We start from the raw sequence: 19,675 nt of genomic DNA on the forward strand, positions 1-19,675 counted from the left end.
CGCGCAACTGTAAGCGGAATCAAATTTCGAGAGGCCAAGGGGAGTAAAAAATGAAAACGCGCACGGGACCTGAAGAAGCGCTGCGGTGCTCGTTCTGCCACAAATCGCAGGACGCTGTAGCGAAGTTGATCTCGTCGCCCAGCGACTACCCGAGAGCATACATATGCGATGAGTGTGTCGCTGTTTGTAACTCCATCCTTGAAGACGATCGAGGCGATGCCGCACATCCGGCGACCGCCGCAGGCCATCTGCCCAAGCCACAGGAAGTGAAAAGCTTCCTCGACGACTATGTAATCGGGCAGGATCAGACCAAGAAGAAGCTGGCTGTCGCTGTTTACAACCACTACAAGCGCGTGCAGATGAACCGCATGCGCAATAACGAAGTAGAGTTGGCCAAGTCGAACATCCTGCTTGTCGGGCCAACCGGTTCCGGCAAAACGCTGCTGGCGCACACCCTGGCCAAGATGCTCGATGTACCGTTTGCAATCGTGGATGCGACCACTCTTACCGAAGCTGGATACGTCGGCGAAGACGTCGAGAACATCATCCTCAAGTTGCTGCAAGCAGCGGACGGAGATGTGACGCGTGCGCAACAAGGCATCATCTACATCGACGAGATCGACAAGATTGGTCGCAAGGACGAAAATCCTTCGATTACCCGCGACGTCTCCGGAGAAGGCGTGCAGCAGGCTCTACTGAAGATTCTCGAAGGCACGGTTGCGAATGTTCCGCCACAGGGTGGACGCAAACATCCACACCAGGAATTCACCGCCGTCGACACTACGAACATTCTGTTCATTTGTGGCGGCGCGTTTGTGGGCCTGGAGCGGGTGGTGGGCCGGCGCATCGGCAAGAAGGCGCTCGGCTTCAAGGCTGTAGATGCCGAGTCGGATGCGGCGACAACGCGTTCGCATCGCGATACGGAGTTGCTACGTAAGACCGAGCCACAGGATCTCATCAAGTATGGTCTGATTCCTGAGTTCGTCGGCCGTCTGCCTGTAATGGGCATTCTGGATGAACTGGATGAAATTGCGCTGGTTGAAATCCTCACCAAGCCGCGCAACGCGATCGTGAAGCAGTATCAGCGACTGCTTGAATACGAGAATGTTCGTCTGCACTTCACTCCGGATGCCATTGGCGCGATTGCACGCGAGGCCTTGGCTCGCAAGGTTGGAGCGCGCGGTCTGCGTATGATCCTGGAAGAGCTGATGCTCGACCTGATGTACCACCTGCCCAGCAACAAGAAGGTGCGCGATCTCGAAATCACCAAGGACATGGTCGAGCGCCGTGATCTTTCGCTGTGCCTGCTTGAGAAGGCCGGCTAAATCTGGATACAACCCAGTTTTATATACTCAAAGGTCACATCACCTCGTGGATGTGGCCTTTGATTCTGTGGGCGTTTGGTTTGCCTTTCTCCGACGAATCCGCTGTACAATCCCAACAAGGCGCGATGGATCGCTTGAGTCCTGTGGCTTGGTCGCGCGTCTAAACACATGGTGCTTTTATGACTGCTTCGAAGGAAAAGAACGAGCCGCGCAAACTTCCCATGATGCCCATTCGGGACATGGTGATTTTCCCCTACATGATGACTCCGTTTGTCGTCGGCCGTCTTTCAAGCGTTCGTGCGCTTGAAGAAGCGCTCAATGGGGACCGCAAGATTTTTCTCGCCACGCAACACGATGCTTCAATTGATGAACCGAAGGCCAAGGAGATCTTCCAGGTCGGTTCCATCTGCAACATCGTCCAAAGCGTAAAAATGCCGGACGGCAATATCAAGGTTCTCGTTGAAGGCGTAGAGCGAGCCAAGTCGGTTGAAGTGAATGATCGCGACGGATTCTTTGTCGCCACTGTCCGGACCGGCAAAACCGATTTTGAAATGACACCTGCCGTTGAACAACTGATGCAGCGTGTCACGTCGCTGTTCGAGCAATACGTAAAGCTGCAACAGTCCTTGAACTACGAGACCATTATCGCCACCGTGCGCATGGATGAGCCCGCAAAGCTCTCCGACACAATTGCTGCCAACCTCCAGATGGGCATCGAGGAGAAGCAGGAGCTTCTTGGAATCTTTGATCCAGCGGCTCGCCTTGCACGCATCGCCGACGTACTCGATATCGAGATTGAAAAGCTCGACCTTGACCGCAACATCCAATCGCGAGTAAAGCGGCAGATGGAGCGTGCGCAGAAAGAGTATTACCTCAACGAAAAGATCAAGGCCATTCAGAAGGAATTAGGCCGCGGCGAGAAGAGCGAGTTCGACGAACTTCGCAAGAAGATTGAAGCCGCCGGAATGCCAAAGGAAACGCTCGAGAAAGCAATTCAGGAGCTCAAAAAGCTCGAAGCCATGCCGCCAATGTCGGCTGAATCGACTGTGAGTCGGAACTACATTGACTGGCTCCTCGCAGTGCCGTGGAAGAAAAAGTCCAAGGAAACACGTTCCATCGACTTCGCTGAAAAGGTTCTCAACGAAGACCACTATGGGTTGGAAAAGATCAAGGAGCGCATCCTCGAGTTTCTTGCCGTGCGTCAGCTCGTCAAGAATCCAAAGGGATCGATCCTCTGCTTCGTTGGACCTCCGGGCGTAGGCAAAACTTCTCTCGGCATGTCGATCGCCAAGGCCACGGGACGCAAATTTGTGCGGCTCTCTCTGGGCGGCGTTCGCGACGAAGCCGAAATTCGCGGCCATCGTCGCACCTACATCGGCGCATTGCCCGGCCAGATCATCCAGCACATGAAGCGCGCTGGCACAAAGAATCCTGTCTTCTTGCTCGATGAAGTAGACAAGATGGCCTCTGATTTCCGCGGCGATCCGGCATCGGCGCTGCTTGAGGTGCTTGATCCGGAGCAGAACACCACCTTCCAGGATCATTACCTCGACGTGGATTATGACTTGTCGCAGGTCCTTTTCGTTGCCACCGCCAATGTTCTCCACACTGTTCCGGCTCCGCTGCAGGATCGCATGGAAGTGCTACGCCTTCAGGGGTACACCGAGCAGGAGAAGCTCGAAATCGCCAAGCAATACCTGGTGAAGAAGCAACGCGAACAAACCGGCCTCAACGAAAAGAACGTCGTCTTCACTGATGACGCGATTCTCGAGATTATCCGCAAGTACACACGGGAAGCGGGCGTGCGTAACCTCGAGCGCGAAATCGGCAACGTGTGCCGCAAGGTTGCACGTCGCGTGGTGAAGAAGGGCGCAAAGCACAAGGAAGAAGTTACCGGCGAAAGCATCAGCGAGTTTCTCGGCGTGGCTCGTTTCCGCGATTCGGAAGTGCACGAGAAGAGCGAAGTGGGTCTGGTTACCGGCCTTGCATGGACTGAAGTGGGCGGCAGCATTCTTACCACCGAAGTGACGGTGCTCGATGGTAAAGGCAAGCTCACCATTACCGGACAACTCGGCGATGTCATGCAGGAATCTGCACAGGCCGCACTTGCCTACATTCGAGGTCGCGCGCAGGCTCTGGGTCTCAGCCGCGAGTTCTATCGCAACGTCGACCTGCACCTGCATGTGCCTGAAGGCGCGATTCCGAAGGATGGCCCATCTGCCGGCATCACCATGGCGACTGCGCTGGCAAGCGCACTGGCCAAGATTCCCGTGCGACGCGATATCGCGATGACGGGCGAGATCACGCTGCGTGGAAAAGTGCTGCCGATCGGCGGATTGAAGGAGAAGCTCCTGGCTGCACTGCGTGCAGGAATCTTTGAAACCATCCTGCCTAAAGCCAACGAAAAAGATGTCGCCGAATTGCCTGACAACATCAAGAACTCAATGAAGCTGCATTTTGTAGACACGATGGATGAAGTGTTGGCCCTGGCTCTTGAGAGTCCGCTGCCTTCATTGGTGTCGTCTGAGGCCGCAGAGGTTCTGACAGCAGTCCCGCCCGCCGAAGTAGTGAGCGGACAGGTTGCTCGTCAATAGCGGTCGCAATAGGACAGTCCCACTAACCGAGCACCGAAAGGGGAAGGCCAAGCGCCTTCCCTTTTCATTTTCTTACTTCTGCATGTCCTGCAGGGCATGAACCCACGCGTTCATCACGTCGTCAAAGGTGAAGCCGCTTTCGACCTTGCAATTCGAGAAAGCATCATCCTTTTTGCCGCATTCGGCGACTCTCTCGCCTTTCTCGTTATAGAGTGTGAGGCCATTAGGGCCTTTAGGGATTTTGATCAGCGCTGGGTGCGTGGCAGGAGGCTCCGCAAAGTTGACGGTATGGACAAGCGGCCCATTGGCAGACGCCGCCAATAGGCAGATGGCAACGAGTGTGTGCACGTTGGCTCCCCAAGAAGTTGTGAATGTGAAGACAGTATAGGGCAGGTCTTGCTAAGAGTGGATTGCCTTTCTGTGGTCACTCGTCACAGCACATTACTTTACGCATGGTCCGGTTAAACCGGATGAGTACGAGACACGCAGAGCATCGCTACGGGCATGATCCTGTATCCTCAAGAAAATGCGAGACTCGCACGTTGAGAGCGAGAGACAGAGATATGAATGCCGCTGCTGCGCTATAACCCCCAATTCCTGCTGTCAGCCCTCGATGCCGCTCAATTCCCTGCTCCGACGGTGCCGGAGATCGCATTCCTGGGGCGTTCCAATGTTGGCAAATCGAGCCTGCTTAATTCGCTTGTCGGAGAAAAGGCTGCGAAAGTGTCGCAGACACCGGGTCGTACACGCGCCATCAACTTTTTTGCGCTGCTTGATCCGCGACAGCAGCCAAAGTTGATTTTTGCCGATCTTCCCGGTTACGGCTATGCGAAAATCTCGAAATCCATCTCAGCTGAGTGGCCGAAATTTATCGACCCGTATCTCGCGGAGCGTACGACGCTGAAGCTATGCATCTGCCTCGTGGATTCCAATGTTCCTCCGCAGCCCAATGACGGAAAGCTTATCGACTGGATGCGTCATGTTGGACGCGAATTTCTGGTCGTAGCTACGAAGACTGATCGTCTCAGTGGCAACGCGCGCACACGCAACCTTCTCGCGATCAAGAATGCATTCGATTTAGAGGAAGTGCTGCCCGTATCTTCAAAAACCGGGGCAGGTGTCAAAGAACTCTGGAATCGCATCGAGGCAGCCGGATCCGAAAAGTGACTCTAGGCCGCTCCAGCGGGTGACAACCAAAACATCTTCGTCTCACCGCCGATACTCAAACTTCCCGACACTTCAGTTCCGATGACACGACCTCGTATCGCAGCCTCGAATCCTTCTACAATCCGTGCTGCCAACTCCGGCTCGCAACAGAGCGCGCGCTGTCCTTGCGCGCCGCGTCCGCAATAGCGCGGAGCCAGGCGAATCCATCGGTGAACGTACGAGTCGAGGCGAAGGCATTCGAGTGCGATCGCATCGAGATTCGCCATCCAGCGACCGGCCCCCTGCGCAACTCGCCATTCCAGACATGCCTGATTACTATCTTGCTCCGGCAGTTGAATCTCATGAGCATCGAATCCGAATTTTGGTAGGACGCGATGTTCATTCGGCAGGCCTGCGAAAACCAGATCCGGAAGCACGCCACGCTCCAACATCTCGCGTTCAACGGCAGAAGGCGCGAGTCCGACGCAAACCGCTACGGTAGCTCTCTTGCGGATCTCGTTCTTTAAAATTCGCAGTGCTTCGTCGAGCGAAGTGACCACGAAATCGACCGTACCATCGCGAATGGCCTGTTTCTGTGCTGCCAGATCGGCGGTGGCGGCGAGGGTGGCGCAGCCGGATACGTTTCCGGCAATCACCATCGCGGATCCGTGGGCATCCAGTTCTCCAACGTACAGAAGGCTACCGCCAAAATTAGGTTCGGTTTCCGATCGCTCCGCTTGAGGATTCAGGGCGGTCCGCGTCAACGCGCGGTAGAAGTTATAAGCCTCAAGCGGCACGGAGTTTGTGGATGCTGAGGCGAAATCGGATGACAAGAATGTTTCTCCACGTACTCGATGTCCGGGAAGATATCGTGCATCAATCCATCGTACGTTCTTTCAAGTTCTTCTCACGCACGAACAGGATCAACTCGCCTGGCGCCGCCGTGGTTTTGAACTTTTCGTTAACCTTGGCTTTGGCACACCCATTGGCCGCGACAAAACCTTTCGACGCGATCTCCGGTACGCGATACCATACGTCACCGAAGGTATTCTTCTCAGCATCGCAGTTCACGTACAATTCCATGGAATTCTGGTAGGCGAGGTGCAAAGCCACCACTTCCGTATCCGCCGGAATGGTCAACTCGGCCGTGCCGTCATCATTCTGCTTGACCCAATCGGGATGCAGCATGGTCAGGTGGTCGACGCGTACCTGGAAGCCCGTCGGCATGACCGGATGTCCCGACTTGCCATCGAATACTTTGATGATGATGGTCTTGGTAGGTTCGGCACAGTACGAAGTGCCAAGCAGAACGGAACACAGAAGCAACACCGAGCCAATCGTTCTCCGAGCCATTCTTATCCTCTCGCGCTCACCACGTGGAGTAGGGCTGCCCGTCAGATCCAGTCTCCTGCGAACCGGAATGCACATCGTCGATTCCCGGGTCGGTCTGATCCAGGGTATGCAATGAGTCACTCACGTCTGTAACCCATGATTCGCGGGATTCAGTCATAGGATCTTTGGGGATGACCTTGAGATACCCATCCTGCACCAGGTCATCGAGCGCTTGAGGCGCTTTCTGTTTGTCCATGGTGTAGGAGTCGATGGCGGAACGCATAACGCGCAAGTCTTCCTTGAGCACCGCTTCCCGCGCAGACTTAATCGCAGCATTGAAACTCGGAATGGCAAGCGTCGTCAGGATGCCAATGATCATCATGACGATCATCAACTCCATCAGCGTGAAGCCCGATTCCTGTTTTCTAGTGCTGCGCATCTGTACCTCTATTCTCCTACATTCCCATCTTTTGATCGTGGTTAATATTTCTGTGCCTGTTACCCCTTGCTTTGCGATTCCGCGGCGCAAGCAATTCCGAGATATCCGAACAAACGGTTTACCAGTCGGAGTATTTGGTCCCATCGAGGGCCGTACCGGTGGACTTGGAATACACATCGAATACACTCTGCCCGCCGTAGGAATCGGACTTGGGATCATCCTGCATGGAATGCAATCCCCATTCAGCTTTCCCTGTCATGGGATCAACGGGGATGCGACGAAGGAACTTAACCTTCTTGCCCTGGATGTCGACTCCGTTGACCAGCGTCTCAAGATCGGGGGGATAATTCTGGCTGTCCACCTTGGTCTGAATAGCTCCCTTGTCCGCTGCGTCCTTGTAGTGGTCGATGGCGTCGCGCATCTCCCACAGGTCGCGGTGGAGTTCGCGTTCCCTGTCCCGTTGGACCTTGAACCTTGCAATGGGGATAGCTGCGGAAGCAAGGATCGACAGGATCGCCACGGTGACGATCAGTTCGACCAGTGTCAGGCCGCGCTCCGAATGTTTCCGGACTGGCCGCATCCCGCTTGGCCGCTTAGCCCTCATCTGTTCGACACTCCTACTGCACAACGATTGTGGCTTGCGAGGTTTGAGCCTGCAAAGGCTTGCCCGCGCTTGTCGTTGCTCCGGCGCGCGTGATACTTACGTCGCTTTGGCCTTTGGCCGTCGCCTGAAATGTTAAGACGCAGACGACGCCCGCTCCGCTCACACCAGGCGCTCCCGGGGGACGCGAAACGTTCAGAGTGAGGTTGCCCGGACCATCGTCCCGATGGGCCATCGAAACGACTTGGCCGTCGCGATTCAATAAGTCCCCATCGCCAACGTTCACCAGATTCAGCTTCGATGGATCGTATTGAACCTGCAATGGCACGGAAGAAACATCTGTTCCGCCGGTTAGGACCACGGGAACCTGGAATGTGGTTCCACTTATCACCGTTCCAGGCGAGTTCAACATCAGGTTGACCTTGCCGGCAGGGGCTTGGTTGGCAGAATCCGGAGGCGGGCTTGAGGATGCCGCGGCACGGTTAACGTCAGCTGCCGCTCCATTCGCATTGGCAGCTGCGCGCATTTGCGCAAGCGCCGCAGGTGCTGCTGCTTCCGCGCTCGGCCCCGGCAAGGCGCCTGGACTTGTACCCCTGGCCGCCGGCGGCATTGCCGAAGGCTGCGAGGCTGCTGCGGACGTATGGCGCAATTCAACTGACTGCGTGCCCGGGCCTGTATCTACTCTCTGCAAGTTTGCCGGAGTCAGATCCTGCGAGCGCACCACGTGCGGCACGACCAGGAATACGATCTCGTCGTCCTGACGAATCTTGTCTCTCGAGCCGAAGAGATAGCGCAGGATTGGAATCTGGCTGAGTCCCGGAATGCCGCTCCAGTTGTCCTGGATCTGCTGCTCCTGAATGCCGCCCAGAATGTTGGCTTCGCCTTCGCGCAAGCGGATGGTTTGCTCGGCGACGCGCTGGCTCAGAATCGGCTCCGTGACGCCACTGATGGTGACCGAACCGCTCTGCGCCGTTACTTCGATCTTGATCTTGAGTGTGACGTCACGATTGAAATGAACGGTCGGCGTCACATCAATGTTCACGCCAACGTCCTGATATTGGAATTGTGTATTCACCAGCGAACTGACCAGCGCGGTTGCAGCGCCTGTCTGATACGACCCCGTGGCAATCGGAATCTTCGATCCGATCTTCATCGACGCCTTCTGCTGATCCGCGGCGCGAATGCGCGGGTTCTGCAGAATTCTTGTGTTGTTGTCTGTTAACAGGGCGTTGGCCGTTGCCGTGCCGACGGTGACCGCAAAGTCGTTCGAGTTCAAATGCGCCAGGTTATAGAGCGTCGGATTATTCGAGGTCGACGTTGGGGTGCAATTTGTGCTGCCGGTAGGGCAGGTTGTCGTTGAACTGCTAGTCGTGGGAGGTTGAATCGCCACGCTCGCGCTGGAAGGCCAGGAGATACCTAGATTGCGCTCCCAGTTTTTGCTGACTTCGAGTACTGCGATATCGACCACAACTTCGGGCCGCGCCTTGTCCAGATCATTGACGAGCTTTTGCGCAAGCAGCAGTTCATCGGGCGTCGCACGCATCACGATTGCGTTTTGGCTGGCTACGCCGTATACCTTCGCATTCGGCATCACGTTGCGCAGTGCTGTCTGCACATCGTTTAGATCGTTCTGTTGCCAGGCATTGGATAAGTAGAACGTCTGCACGGCCTGCTCATCCAGCTCGGCGCGCTTAGAGCGAGTATTCTGCGCCACGAAGATGGTGTTTTGCGTGATCGGATGCCAGAAAGTTCCCGAGAGCGTTCCAACGATGCGCAATGCGTCGAGCAGCGAAACGTTGTTGAGATCGACTTGAATTCGTTTCGAAATGTAATCGGGATCGAAGAGAACATTGATGCCCGCCTCTTTGCCGATCGCCTGGTACACGACTTTCGAATCCTCCGACATGTGCAGTATCAGAGGATCGTTGGTCATTGGCGTCAGTTGCGCGGGAGACCCGATGGAGCCAATCTCTTCTTCGTTACGCGAACTCATGGGATTGCCACTGTCGACTGCGGGCTGCTGGCCGTGGCGCGTACGAATTCTGGCGATTTCCTGTTGAGCAGCTTCGTTGCTCGGGTCAATTTCATTGGCGCGCAGCAGTTCCACCAGCGCACCCTGTTCATCCCCAGAAGCCATCAGATTGCGGCCCTTGGTCACATGCATCGATGCATCGGTAAATCGAACGCGATAGTAGGCCGTGCGAAACACCTCATTTTTGGGTGCCATCGAATAGGCCTTCTGGAAATTCTGATAAGCAGCATCAAAGTCGTCGCGCGCCTCCGCAGCCTGACCTCTCTTGTAATAGGTGTTCGGAGATTGGGCGAGGACACTGGCCGAGCCCATGCTAAGAAAAGCAAAGACTCCGGCTACGACAATCCAAAGTCGGATTCGCGAAAAGACGGATATGAAGGGCGCCGGAGATTGTACGCGGCTTTTCATCGGACTCCCAAGCGTACGAAAGGACTGGCCTTCTGCGTCAAATCCGCAGGGGTCGACCATGGCCCTTTCGACGCTAGCATTTACATAACTTCCGATATCGGTGGTTCCTACCAAAACGATGCCCCATTCTAGCAAAGCCCCACTGCAATATGGGGGTTAGCGTTGCGATGCTACGATGAAAGTCTAAGGGAATTTTCCCCATGCCGCGCCAAACCAGCCACACTATCGTACCGCCTGACCGCCCCGGACCGGAGAAAAAGGCTGTGCCCCGCGATCCGGTCGCCTCGGGGGAGCGCGATGCTGCCCATAACCGGGTCGCCAGCCATAATTACTTTCTGCTCGATAAATTCGAAGCCGGAGTAGCCCTCCGCGGGACTGAGGTCAAATCGATTCGCGAAGGAAAGGCGAATCTCAAGGACTCCTACGGCCTCATCAAGGACGGCGAAGCCTTTCTCCTCAACCTGCATATCGGTCCCTACTCCCACGGCAATACCGCGAACCACGACGAAACGCGTACCCGTAAGCTGCTGATGCACAAGGAAGAGGTTCGTCGGCTCATGGCAAAGACGCAGATCAAGGGGCATACGCTCATCCCCACCCGCCTTTACTTCAGGAACGGACGAGTAAAGTGCGAATTGGCCGTCGCCAAAGGCAAACAGGACTGGGACAAGCGCGAGACCGAAAAGCGCCGCGAAGCCGACCGTGATGCCCGCGCAGCCATCAACGCCAGCAAACACAAGATGGGGCGATAGAGCCTTCATCACACAAATAAACAGATAGAGGAATAATGCAAACCCAACTGTCTTTTACGAATCTTGCTGCAATCGAGACCGAACTCCTGGCCGTTTTGGCCACAGATACCCAGACCGCCAAAGGCCCGGATGCCAAGCCGCAGCCGGTTCTCCTCACCAGCGACGAGAAGGTACGGGCTGCGGCGGCGGCCGTGCTGGCAAGCGGCGAATACAAGGCCGGCTCTAATGAAACTATCCTGCTCCATGCCCCCGCTGGACTTGCCGCGAAGCGCCTGTTGATTGTGGGACTAGGCAAGAAGGCCAAAGCAACGGTGCACGCCGTGCGCAATGCCGCTGGAACCGCTGTCCGCTACTCCAAGCCTCGCGCGATTCGTGAGCTGGTATTTACGCTTCCCGAAGCAACGACAGACCTGGGCTTGACCCTGCCTCCCGGCGCCTCGGCCCGTGCAGCCGCCGAAGGCGCGTTCGTAGGCGACTTCGACCCCGACACCTACCGCAGCGAGCGCAAAGATGTAAGCGTGCATTCGTTTACCCTCGCCGCGCGGGCAGGATCGGAACAAGCGGCGATTCAGACGGCCTTCAACGAAGGCTCCATCATTGGCGAGAGCCAGAACTTCGCCCGCTCCCTGGTCAACGAGCCGGGAAACAAGCTGACCCCCACCGTTCTCGGAGAGCGTGCTGCCCAGATGGCATCGGAAACCGGACTGAAGGCGGAAGTCTTCTCGACCGACAAACTCCATGAACTGAAGATGGGGGCCTTCTGGAGCGTCTCCCAGGGCTCGGAGGAGCCACCGGCGCTGATCGTCATGAAGTACGAGCCCGAGGGCGTCACCGATGGCCCCGTGCTCGGCCTCGTCGGTAAGGGCATCACCTTCGACACTGGCGGAATCTCCATCAAGCCCGCCGACAACATGGAGAAGATGAAGTACGACATGGCCGGAGGAGCCGCCATGATCGGCGCCATGCGCGCCATCGCCCTGCTCAAACCCAAGGTCCGCGTCATCGGCATTGTCTGCGCAGCCGAGAATATGCCCGACGGCAAAGCACAGAAGCCGGGCGACGTGCAGACAGCCATGTCCGGCAAGACCATCGAGATCATCAATACCGACGCTGAGGGGCGTCTCGTCCTCGCCGATGGCATCACCTATGCACGCAGCCTTGGCGTGACGCAACTGATTGACGCCGCCACCTTAACCGGGGCATGTGTCGTCGCACTGGGCATGATCAATGCCGGCGCATTTTCGAACGACGATGAGACCATCGAGAGATTTCAGACGGCCCTTACAACGTCAGGCGAGAAGTTCTGGCGCTTGCCGCTCGGTGATGAATACTACGACCAGATCCGCAGCGACATCGGGGACATCAAAAACACCGGGGGCCGTTGGGGCGGGGCCATCACGGCGGCAGAATTCCTCCATGCCTTCGCCGAGGACACTCCCTGGATTCACCTCGACATCGCAGGCCTGGCCTGGATCGAAGACAACAAACCCTTCATCGCCAAAGGACCAAGCGGCGTTGCCGTGCGTTCGATTCTGGAATGGGTGCGCAGCTATGCCAATTAGCTGCACTCCTCGGAATTAGTGCAACGCGGGACGGGAACGCACCAGCGTTCGATGGCGACGCATCAGCAATACAAGCGCGCGGCGAATGTAGATGGCAAGCAGTGGCATCGCGATCGCTCCAGCGAGACCCCATACGATCAGCGCGTGCCACTCCCACTGCCAGATGTCGCGAAACAGCCGCAGGGGATGATGGCTCAGATGCTCGATCTGATGCCGGTTTAGCGGCACTCGTGCCGTGTGAAACAGATGTACGCCCAGTTCAATGAACGGAAGGAACAGAAGCAGGTGGAGTGGCGACGCAGATTGCGCTCCGATCTGCGATGCGACCTGATTCAGACCAAATGTCCATGCCAGCATGACAACCAGAAACGTCGTGATCCCCACCGACGGATTGATTCCAACGATGATTCCCATTGCCAGGCTCCACGCCAGACGTCGGGGCGTGATTCCCCCGCGCAATAGCCGCAACAGCGGCCGCAATATCCTGCAACGGATGAACTCGCGGATGGACTGGGGTACAAGCACTTCGAATGGCACCTGGGGGTAGAATTTGGTGCGAATTTTCCCCTCACAAAGTGGGATGCGCCTTCATGAATGGCAGTTTGAAATAACCAAACGAGGGCGAGCATGAAAAGCCCGCATCTAACGATTGAGATTGGCGAGCAACCCCAAAACATATCCAGCACCGTGGGTAGGACAACTCGTTCTCGCCTGCAGGAAGTGCCAAAAGAAGCTGAAGGGCAACCAAGACTTGCGTGCGCTTGCAAGGCTGAAGAAGACAATCAAGCGCTACAACCGGAAACATCCCGACGGACCGCTGCATGTAATCAACGTCGCGTGTATGGATTTGTGTCCCAAGGATGGAGTGACAGTATGCTGCCCGGCGCGCGGCTCGGGCCGTTTGTCAATTCTGCGCAGCAAAGACGATCTTGACCGGCTCTCATGACCGCAAGATGATTTTGCCCGAAAATCCACGCGTGTCTACAGTTCCGAATCGCAGCCTCCGGCAAGACTGGCGGCGCGGGCTGTCTACACGCCGACGATATTCCCGTCATCATCTACATCGATTGACATCGCGCGGGGATGGCTGGGCAGACCCGGCATCAGCATCATGTTTCCTGAAACCGCGACCACGAATCCCGCACCTGCTGAAAGGGACACATCATTTATATTCAACGTCCATCCAGTTGGCGCACCCATGCGCTTGGGGTCGTCCGTGAGCGAGTATTGCGTCTTGGCAATGCAGACTGGCAGCTTTCCGAATCCCCAGGCTGCATAGCGTTCGAGTTTCTCGCGCGCTGCGGCGCTGATAACGACACCGTCGGCACCGTAAACCTGAATCGCAACTTTCAGGATCTTCACGTCAAGCGCATCTTCAAGCCCATAAACGGGCTGAATCTCCGGCGCAGGATTGATTCCAATCGCGGAAACGACCTTATGTGCCAACTCGGCGGCCCCATCGCCTCCCTTGGTAAACGCTTCGACCAGTGCACAAGGCACTCCATGCAGAGAGCATTCGGTGGCGATCATCTCAAGATCTTCAGGCGTATCGGATGGGAAGCGGTTGATGGCGACAACCAGCGGCACGCCATAAGCACGCAGCGTCTTGATGTGATGCGCAAGATTGGCGAACCCCGCCACAAGCTTTCCCTCGCCTTGCGCACGCAAACTCTGCGCCGTAACCACGAGAACTGTAGCCGCCGGTTGAATACCGGACGAACGCATCACGATGTCAAAATACTTTTCCGCGCCAAGATCCGCCGCAAATCCGCACTCGTTCACAACGTATTCGGCCAGCCGCACGCCCATCTTGTGCGCGAGGATGCTGGAGGTTCCGTGCGCTATGTTTCCGAATGGGCCCGTATGTACGAGCGCCGGAGTGCCCTCGGTGGTCTGCACGAGGTTGGGCTTGATGGCGTCGTCGAGCAGCGCCAGCATGGCGCCGGTTGCGCCAAGATCCGCCGCCGTAACGGGGAGCCCTTTTCGCGATGGCCCCACGACGATAGAGTCGATGCGATGCCGCAAATCGGCGCGGCTCGAAGCCAGCGCCATAATGGCCATAATCTCCGACGCAGCAGTAATCACAAAGCCGGTCTGGCGGTTGGCTCCGTCGCCCTTGGATCCAACGCTCACCGTTACGTGCCGCAGAGCACGGTCGTTCATATCCAGTGCGCGCGGCCAGGTGATCTGGTCGGGATCGAGATCAAGCGCGTTGCCGAAGAACAGATGCGAATCGATCATCGCAGCCAGCAAATTATGCGCGGCTGTAATGGCATGAAAATCGCCATGAAAATGCAAATTGATCTTCTGGCTCGGTTCCACCTGCGACAGACCGCCGCCCGCCGCTCCACCCTTCATCCCGAACACCGGTCCCAGTGAAGGCTCACGCGAGGTAAGAATCGACTTGCATCCGATCCGCTCGAGTCCTTGCGCGAGGCCAATCGACACAACCGTCTTTCCCTCGCCGGATGTTGTCGGCGTGGTTGCCGTTACGACAATCAACTTGCCGCGCACCGGGAACGCTGGGTTGTCGAGAAGGTCGAGCTTGAGCTTCGCGCCATAGACGCCTATGGGCTCGTACTCGGCCGGAAGCAGCGAAAGTTTTTTGGCGATCTGGTCGATGGGAAGGAGCATATTTGTTTGCAAAACGGTGTTATTCATAAACCTGCCTTACATACCTGACCGTCGAGCAATATACTCCCCCGGCCTGAAGGACTGCTTGTGACGCAGGCTACATGAGTGTTACCGACGTCCTACATGGCCTCCGGGCTTTCGATGCCTAGCCAGTCGAGCACCGTAACGAGTTCGTGCAAAGTGATGGCGGCCGTTGCCAGCAGGAACATCCGTCGCTCCGGATCCAACTCCGTCAGCACATGATGCTTGTGGTAGAAGTTGTTGAATTCCTGCGCCAGTTGGAAGGCGTGCTTCGCGAGGTAAGCAGGCTCTGAGGTGGCAATGCACTGCTCGAGCACCGACGAACGCCGTCCTGCCCGCAGCCACAAAGACCAGATGTCGTCTCCAGTCTCGCCCATCAAAAACGCGCCCGGATCGGAACCGGCGAATTCGCGTAAAACAGCTTCCGGCGTAATGGACCCCTTGCGGAAGATATTGCGTGCGCGGACCACGGCGTACTGAATATAAGGTCCGGTTTCCCCCTCGAAACTGAGCGCGTCTTTGAAGTCAAAAGCAATTACCGAATTTCGGGTGAACTTCAGCATGAAGTAGCGGAGGGCGCCGATTGCGATTTGCTCCGCAATTACCTGCCGTTCCTGATCATCGCGTGAAGTCTGGCGTGTATCGACTTCAAAGCGCGTCGCCGCAATCAGCTTGTCGATCAGGTCATCGGCCTTGACGCCGAATCCTTTGCGGCCGCTCACCTCGATGTAAGGCCGCTCGCGGTCTTCTTCGGCCACCTCATAACCAAGTTCTGCGGCGCAGCGCGGTGTCAACGCCACCATCTCGTAGCCGAAGTGGGTGTAGTGGTCAGCTTGTTCGGTATATCCCATGCCTCGCAACGCCAGGATCACGTTGGCCTGAGGATCGGCCTGACGCGAATCAATCACGTTGTAGATAGCCTGAGCGCCACCGAACTGCGGATGCGGCTCTTCGCCCTTCTCCGTCGAGATCCAGCATTCGTGACTCGGATAAGTGAAGAACTTACGATACCCAAAATCGCGTCCCAGTAGCCCGAATTTCCAAAGATGGTAGGCAATGTCCTTGCCGACGTAGGTCACGGTTCCGTTGGAACGAACGATAACCTTTGCATCTTCGTCGACGACCTTGGGGCCCTCGTCCGTTTTTGCAGGCTCACTCGGAGAGATGGTCCTCGACATCACCCAGCAGCCTTTGTTCTTGCCTTCGTTCTCGAAATACAGCACACCCTTCTGCTTCAACTGCTCGAAGGCGAGTGCCCAGAAATTGAGGTGCAGTATCTCGCTTTCGCGCGGCAAAAAGTCGTATTCGATACCCAGCCGCAGCATGGTTTCGAGATGCCGCCTCAGTACCGCAGTTGAAATCAGATCGGCGACCGCAGCCGTCTCATTGCCGCCCTGTTCAATCTCATGCAGGGTTGCGTAACGAAGCTTCTTGCGCTCCTCGTTCTCTTCATTCGTGCCGTTGGTGTACCACTGCGAAGTGCGCGCATAGAGATCCCAGCAGTAGAAGTCGACACGCTGAAAGTGCAATTCCATGTCATCGATCAGTGCGCGAACTTCTGCCAGCGATTTCTTTTCGAGGTGCAGGAAACCAACCACCACGTCCGCAACCTGCACGCCCGTGTTATCGATGTAGTTCTGCACCGCGACTTGCCGCCCCGCGGCGCGCAGAAGCCTTACAAACGTGTCGCCGAGAATTGCGTTGCGCAGGTGGCCGATGTGGGCAGCTTTGTTGGGATTGATGCTGGTGTGCTCGACCAGGGCGTGGATGTCGGAGTGTGCAGGCTTGGAGTCTTCGCCGCTCGTCATCATGCGAACTGCAACCACGCGATCGAGATGAGCATTGATGTATCCGGCGCCCGCAATGTCGAAGGACGCGAAGCCACGCGGCGTACCCAGTTCCGTCACAATCTCCTGCGCAATTACCTTGGGCGCCTTGCGCAGCTTGCGAGCCAGTTCAAAGGCAATCGGAGTGGCCAGTTCGCCAAACTTCAGATCCGGCGGCGTCTCCAGCGGAATGTTTTCGACCGTCAGGTCGTATTTGGCTTTGAGCACATCGCGCAGATGCGACTCAAGCCGGTTTTTCAGTTCCTGATACACGGGTGAGTGCCTCGGAAATCCTTGATTTACAAGGCTGATTCTAACAGACGTTATACTTGCCAATGCTTGATCCAAGAACGTCAGTAACGCGACAAAAGACACCTGTTCGAGGTCGGCATTTCAGCTGGAATATACGTGAATTCGGAGTTTGCCGAGTGCGTGCCCCTCGACTGAAGCGCGATACAGCATCGCAGCGGTGCCACTTTGCGCGAGATCCATCCATGACATCTCGACGTTTCCAAACATAGCCCCGCGGTACTGGCGATTCGCGTGATTCCAGATGCCGCTCAGGGAAAAGCTGGGCAGTCTGCATGCCGTAAGATGAAGTGGACGCTGCTTCTGGAAGCCTTTGAGTCTTCAACCAGAAAAAGCCCACGGATTCCATGGCCAAGACCGACCCCAGCTCATCCCGTTTCTACATCACAACGCCCATTTATTACGTGAATGCGCGTCCGCACCTGGGGCACGCGTATTCAACCATCGTGTGTGACGCGATTGCGCGACGCAAGCGGGCCATGGGCATCGATACATGGTTTCTGACCGGGACTGATGAACATGGGCAGAAGATCGAGCGCTCCGCCAAGCTGGCCGGATGCACCCCGCAGGACTTCGCTGACAAAATCGCCTCCGAATTCCGCGCCCAGTGGGACCGCCTCGGCCTCACCTACGATGACTTCATCCGAACAACCGAGCCCCGCCACAAGCGCGGCGTGCAGAAGCTTTTTGCCACCCTCCGCGATCGCGGTTTTATCTACAAGGGCTCGTACACCGGACAATACTGCGTATCCGATGAAGCGTGGGTTGACGTGCCACCCGGCGCGCCCTGCCCCGATTGCGGTCGCATCACCGAAACCGTCAGCGAGGAAAATTACTTCTTCAAGCTTTCCGCTTTCGAGCGCAAGCTGCTTGAGTTTTACGACGAGAACCCCGGATTCATGCAGCCGGAATCGACCCGCCGCGAAGTCATCTCATTCGTACGCAGCGGCCTTAAAGATCTTTCGATCAGCCGCAGCAGCTTTACTTGGGGTATCCCCGTTCCGGGCGACGAAAAACACGTGGTCTACGTGTGGCTCGATGCGCTGGCCAACTACATCACGGCGCTTGGGTACGGCTCGGATGATCCCGCCGACCAGGCACGCTTCGCGAAATTCTGGCCCGCCGACATTCACCTCATCGGCAAAGAGATCAGTCGGTTTCACTGTGTCTACTGGCCCGCATTTCTGATGGCCGCTGGGCTGCCAACGCCGCGTTCTGTAAAAGCCAACGGCTGGCTGCTTTTCGATCAAGGCAAGATGTCGAAATCGCGCGGTAACATCGTGCGCGCCGACACCGTGCGCGAAGTACTGGGCGCGGATGCCTTGCGCTACTTCCTGCTGCGCGAGATTCCCTTCGGCCAGGACGGCAGTTTTACATTCGACGCCCTTGTCCAGCGCTACAACGGCGACCTTGCCAACGGCTACGGTAACCTTGTCAGCCGAGTGGTCAACATGGTTCACAAGTACTTCGGTGGAGTGGTGCCGGAAACAGGTGCGGAGACGCAAGCTGAGTCGTCCCTGCGAGAAAGCACGATTCGCACGACCGCCGCGTTTGCTCCGCTCTTTGAAGGACTCGACTTTTCTGAGGCGCTGAAAACACTGTGGGCGCTGGTTGCCGAGACGGATGGGTACCTTACCGCCAACGCTCCCTGGAAGCGTCCGGCCGACCGTTCTGAAGGCGATCACGCGGCGCTGCAGGCCCGTGTGCTGGCCACTGCTGCCGAGGCGATTCGCGTAATCACGGCGTTGGTCTATCCCATCCTCCCAGATGCGGCATCCAAGGTGTGGCAGCAGCTTGGGCAGGGCGAAATTGCTGACGCTGCGAAACAAGCATTTCTCACCAACCTCGCGTGGGGCGGACTGAAAGCCGGTACACACTTCGGCGAGCCCGCACCACTCTTTCCCCGCGCTGAAAAGGACGCAGTCACCCGTATGCAGAATTTGGAAGACGAGAACAACAAGAATGCTATAGAGGCTGCGAGCAACCAGGAGAGTGCCGAGAAGACTGCTCCTGAAGCTCCCACGTCCGCTCTGGGTGTAAATCCTCATCCCGGGCAGCAGCCGCCAGCCGATTCGGTGAAGTCCGCTCCATCGGCTACTTCGGTGCAATCACCATCGAGCACCGAAGACGGTCCCGCAGGCACAGCCGCCACCACCGCTCCGAGCAATCCGGAAAAACCGGTCGCGACTGCCCACGTGCATACAGTGCCAGCAGAGTTATCCAGCAGTCGGCTTTCTTCAACACCTGCCGAAGCCCCTGCCAACCAGCCTTTACATTCGAAGGAAACCCAGGACCCTTCCGGGGCGCCGACACAGCCGGCGCAAACAAACCCCACGGTGATCAGCATTGATGACTTCGCCAAGGTGGAGCTGCGGGTAGCCCAAATACTGGTCGCCGAGAGAATTCCCAAGGCCGACAAACTACTGCGGCTGGAAGTCGATCTGGGCTATGAAAAGCGCCAGATCCTCGCCGGGATCGCGCAATACTATGAGCCGGAAAAGCTGATTGGCCGCAAGATTGTAATCGTCGCCAACCTGGCTCCACGGAAGATGCGCGGCCTGGAGTCGAATGGGATGCTGCTGGCAGCGTCGCTGCCCACGGATGGTGCGCCCGTGCTGGCAGGATTTCTCGAAGACGTACCACTTGGTGCGCGGCTAAAGTAGAAAATTGAATTGCAGAACGAGTGATGGTGCG

The 19,675-nt window shown here is 56.8% G+C and carries 15 protein-coding genes; 6 read left to right on the top strand and 9 right to left on the bottom strand.

Annotation, left to right across the window (positions count from 1 at the left end; all coding sequences use genetic code 11):
• Positions 1–50 precede the first annotated feature (50 nt).
• Positions 51–1,325 (top strand): ATP-dependent Clp protease ATP-binding subunit ClpX, encoded by a 1,275-nt coding sequence (gene clpX, locus P8935_RS23190; RefSeq protein WP_348262683.1) that lies wholly within the window; start codon positions 51–53, stop codon positions 1,323–1,325.
• A 179-nt stretch (positions 1,326–1,504) separates the two neighbouring features.
• Positions 1,505–3,919 carry an endopeptidase La gene (lon, locus tag P8935_RS23195; protein WP_348262684.1) on the top strand — a complete coding sequence of 805 codons (2,415 nt, stop codon included), beginning with the start codon at positions 1,505–1,507 and terminating at the stop codon, positions 3,917–3,919.
• 72 nt (positions 3,920–3,991) lie between these two features.
• Here lon and P8935_RS23200 read toward each other — a convergent pair whose 3' ends face one another.
• Positions 3,992–4,267 carry a hypothetical protein gene (locus P8935_RS23200; protein ID WP_348262685.1) on the bottom strand — a complete coding sequence of 92 codons (276 nt, stop codon included), beginning with the start codon at positions 4,265–4,267 and terminating at the stop codon, positions 3,992–3,994.
• 228 nt (positions 4,268–4,495) lie between these two features.
• Between P8935_RS23200 and yihA the strand changes: the two genes are divergently transcribed.
• A complete protein-coding gene (gene yihA / locus P8935_RS23205; RefSeq protein WP_348265371.1) occupies positions 4,496–5,086 on the top strand; it encodes a ribosome biogenesis GTP-binding protein YihA/YsxC in 591 nt (196 codons plus the stop codon).
• A 2-nt stretch (positions 5,087–5,088) separates the two neighbouring features.
• Here the strand turns inward: yihA and P8935_RS23210 are convergent, their stop codons facing one another.
• The 5 genes from P8935_RS23210 to P8935_RS23230 form a co-directional block, all read right to left on the bottom strand.
• Positions 5,089–5,898 (bottom strand): hypothetical protein, encoded by an 810-nt coding sequence (locus P8935_RS23210; protein ID WP_348262686.1) that lies wholly within the window; start codon positions 5,896–5,898, stop codon positions 5,089–5,091.
• A gap of 43 nt (positions 5,899–5,941) precedes the next feature.
• Positions 5,942–6,418 carry a hypothetical protein gene (locus tag P8935_RS23215; RefSeq protein WP_348262687.1) on the bottom strand — a complete coding sequence of 159 codons (477 nt, stop codon included), beginning with the start codon at positions 6,416–6,418 and terminating at the stop codon, positions 5,942–5,944.
• 16 nt (positions 6,419–6,434) lie between these two features.
• Positions 6,435–6,836, bottom strand: coding sequence for a type II secretion system protein (locus P8935_RS23220; protein WP_348262688.1), 402 nt, complete (start codon positions 6,834–6,836; stop codon positions 6,435–6,437).
• 118 nt (positions 6,837–6,954) lie between these two features.
• Positions 6,955–7,440, bottom strand: a complete 486-nt coding sequence (locus P8935_RS23225) for a type II secretion system protein (protein WP_348262689.1) — start codon at positions 7,438–7,440, stop codon at positions 6,955–6,957.
• A gap of 13 nt (positions 7,441–7,453) precedes the next feature.
• On the bottom strand, positions 7,454–9,877 hold the full coding sequence (locus P8935_RS23230) for a cohesin domain-containing protein (RefSeq protein ID WP_348262690.1): 2,424 nt from the start codon (positions 9,875–9,877) through the stop codon (positions 7,454–7,456).
• A gap of 200 nt (positions 9,878–10,077) precedes the next feature.
• On the opposite strand from P8935_RS23230, the gene smpB reads away from it, so the two are divergent.
• Complete coding sequence (gene smpB / locus P8935_RS23235; RefSeq protein ID WP_348262691.1) at positions 10,078–10,629, top strand: SsrA-binding protein SmpB; 552 nt, start codon at positions 10,078–10,080, stop codon at positions 10,627–10,629.
• A 35-nt stretch (positions 10,630–10,664) separates the two neighbouring features.
• Positions 10,665–12,191, top strand: a complete 1,527-nt coding sequence (locus tag P8935_RS23240) for a leucyl aminopeptidase (RefSeq protein ID WP_348262692.1) — start codon at positions 10,665–10,667, stop codon at positions 12,189–12,191.
• A gap of 15 nt (positions 12,192–12,206) precedes the next feature.
• On the opposite strand, the gene P8935_RS23245 is transcribed toward P8935_RS23240, so the two are convergent.
• From P8935_RS23245 to argS, 3 genes are all read right to left on the bottom strand, one after another.
• On the bottom strand, positions 12,207–12,728 hold the full coding sequence (locus tag P8935_RS23245) for a DUF2062 domain-containing protein (protein ID WP_348262693.1): 522 nt from the start codon (positions 12,726–12,728) through the stop codon (positions 12,207–12,209).
• Positions 12,729–13,220: 492 nt separating this feature from the next.
• The gene (locus P8935_RS23250; RefSeq protein ID WP_348262694.1) at positions 13,221–14,852 is read right to left on the bottom strand and encodes a formate--tetrahydrofolate ligase; all 1,632 of its coding nucleotides are present in this window, start codon (positions 14,850–14,852) and stop codon (positions 13,221–13,223) included.
• Positions 14,853–14,944: 92 nt separating this feature from the next.
• A complete protein-coding gene (argS, locus tag P8935_RS23255; protein ID WP_348262695.1) occupies positions 14,945–16,945 on the bottom strand; it encodes an arginine--tRNA ligase in 2,001 nt (666 codons plus the stop codon).
• Between the two features lie 383 nt (positions 16,946–17,328).
• Between argS and metG the strand changes: the two genes are divergently transcribed.
• Complete coding sequence (metG, locus tag P8935_RS23260; protein ID WP_348262696.1) at positions 17,329–19,644, top strand: methionine--tRNA ligase; 2,316 nt, start codon at positions 17,329–17,331, stop codon at positions 19,642–19,644.
• Positions 19,645–19,675 lie beyond the last annotated feature (31 nt).

Source organism: Telmatobacter sp. DSM 110680 (genome assembly GCF_039994875.1).
In the GTDB taxonomy this organism is placed as follows: domain Bacteria; phylum Acidobacteriota; class Terriglobia; order Terriglobales; family Acidobacteriaceae; genus Telmatobacter.